Source organism: Kocuria sp. NPDC057446 (assembly GCF_042802875.1).
Lineage (GTDB): Bacteria > Actinomycetota > Actinomycetes > Actinomycetales > Micrococcaceae > Kocuria.
On sequence record NZ_JBHVDI010000264.1, the window covers coordinates 1 to 2,409 of the forward strand.

The window sequence follows — 2,409 nt, forward strand, 5'->3', positions numbered from 1 at the left end:
GGTGCCGTGTCTGCACGGCACCCACCGGTCCGTCGGACGCGCCGGGAGGGGGTGCGCTCCCCGCGCGGGGGCGGGGCCGGGTGCCGGCCCCTCACCACCGGATCAGCAGTGGTACGTGTCGGTCGGCGCCTCGAAGTGGACGTCGTAGCCCTCGGGGATGCGCAGGCCGAAGGCCCCGGCCAGGCCCAGGATCTTCTTGGCGCGGGCGAGGCGCGGCAGGTCGGAGCCGTTGCGGATCTCCCCGCCGTCGGCGTCGAACTCCTGGAGGAACTCGGTGGCCCAGGACAGCTCGGACAGGGACGGGCTCAGGCCCTCGTTGACCGTGGCGGTCTGCTCGGGCATCAGGCACAGCTTGCCGGTCATGCCGAACTCCAGGGTCACGGCCGTGGCCTCGGCGAGCTTGGGGCCCAGCGCCCCGACGGCGGGCCCGTCGATGGGCCCGGGCAGGTTGGCGGCGCGGGAGGCGATGGTGAACTGCGAGCGCGTGTAGGCCAGCGTCATGGGGTTCTCGCCGAAGCCCGTGTCGCGCCGGAAGTCGCCCAGGCCGAAGCCGAGGCGGTACGTGGAGCGGGCGCCGGCGATGGCCTGCAGGTGCTGCACGCCGCGGGCCGTCTCGACGAGCGCGACGATCCTCGTGTCCTGGAGCAGCTCCGCGGTGCGGGTGACGTGCTCGGGGGACTCGACCATGGCCAGCATGACGCCGTCGAGACCGCGGACGCCGGCCAGGGCGCGGAGGTCCTCCTCCCACCACTGGGTGCCGAAGCCGTTGATCCGCACCCACGCGTGGTGCTGCTCGCCGTGCTCGTCCCGGGCGTCCAGCCAGCTGATGACGTTGCGGCGGGCCCGCTCCTTGTCCTTGGGCGCCACCGAGTCCTCGATGTCGAGGACGACGACGTCGGCCGCGCTCGCCCGGGCCGCCGCGAACCGCTCGGCCTGGGCGCCGTTGACGAGCAGCCAGGAGCGGGCGAGCTCCGGGCCGACCGCGGGAGCGGCGGCCTGGGGAACCAGCGGCAGGGACGAGGTGGTCGGGGTCGTCGACGAGGTCTCGATCGAGGTGGCAGTCATGGGGGCGTACCCGTTCTCCGTGAGGTGCAGCGAGCTGCGGTGCAGACATGTGCCGGGCCACCCGTGCTGGGAGGGCTGGTGCTGCCCGGCGGAACCGTGACCGGTGCCGGGCCCGCGGGAACGATCGCGTCGCGGGGGTCCGGCCGGTGCGTGCCCCGGACCGGGGATCGCGAGGTGGGCGAGCCGGTCCGTGCGCGCTGGATCAACGCGCTCGGCAGGTGCGGTGAGTCCACCGTAACGCAGATCACAGGAGGACGCCACCCGTCGGCGCGCACGTCCCCCCGGGATCGGCCGCGGACCCCGACGAGGGGCGGCGGACCGGGCCCGGGCTCAGGAGCGGCGCGCCGTGCGGGCGGTGGCGGGCGCGGTCCAGGGGTCCTCCGGCCAGGGGTGCTTGGGGTAGCGGCCGCGCATCTCGGCGCGGACCTGGGCGTAGGGGCCGGACCAGAACGAGGCGAGGTCGTCGGTCACGGCCAGTGGCCGGCCGGCCGGGGAGAGCAGGTGGAACAGGACCGGGACGCGGCCGCCGGCCACCGCCGGGGACGCCGCCCAGCCGAAGCACTCCTGGAGCTTGACGCTGACCACGGGCCGGCCCTCCGGGTCGTCGGCGGCCGGGTAGTCTATCCGGGCGCGGGAGCCGCTGGCCACGACCAGCCGCTCGGGCGCGAGCTCGTCGAGGCGGGCGGCCTCCGGCCACGGCAGCAGCCGCCGCAGGGGTGCGGCGAGATCGACCCGGCCACCGCCGGCGAGGGCGTCGAGCTCGGGGGCGAGCCAGTCGTCGAGCCGGTCGAGCAGCGCGGCGTCGGCCACGTCGGGCCACGGGTCCCCGAGCCGGTGGTGGAGCAGCGCGAGCCGGCGCCGGAGCCGGTCGGCGCCGTCCGACCAGCCGAGCAGCCCTGGGCCCTGCTCGGCCAGGGCGGAGCGCACGGCCTGCCGGGCCGCCTCCGGCGCGGGCCGCACGGGCGTCGAGGACAGCTCGATCGCCCCGAGCGCCCGGACCCGGCGGGCGCTCGCCCGCCCGTTCTCGAACCGGGTGCGGACCTCGTCGGTGAGCAGGTGCTCCGCGCAGCGCTCGGCGAGGGGACGGTCCAGCGCCGCGGCGGCGCGGACCACGGCCCCGGTCCCGGCGGCGGCCTGGCCGGCCGCCCGGGTGACGTCGGCGACGGCCAGCCACTCGTGGCCTGCCAGACCGCTCCCGGGCGCCAGGCCCGCGCGGGTCCCGGAGGCGAGCAGGTACGTGTCCCCGACCTTGCGGGCGACCCGCTCCGGCAGGGCCAGCGCCACCACGGCGCCGGTGGTGAGCCCGGCCGGGACGTCCCCGGCCGCCGGCGGCCCTGCCGGCCC

General features: G+C 77.1%; 2 protein-coding genes. Both read right to left on the reverse strand.

Annotated features, from left to right (window positions below):
* Positions 1–102: 102 nt before the first annotated feature.
* Positions 103–1,065: an HpcH/HpaI aldolase/citrate lyase family protein gene (locus ACFU0Y_RS17895; protein WP_380216277.1), complete on the reverse strand. Its 963-nt coding sequence runs from the start codon at positions 1,063–1,065 to the stop codon at positions 103–105.
* 330 nt (positions 1,066–1,395) lie between these two features.
* Positions 1,396–2,409, reverse strand: a 1,014-nt coding sequence (locus ACFU0Y_RS17900) for an ATP-dependent helicase C-terminal domain-containing protein (RefSeq protein WP_380216279.1), incomplete at its 5' end; no start/stop codon positions are given.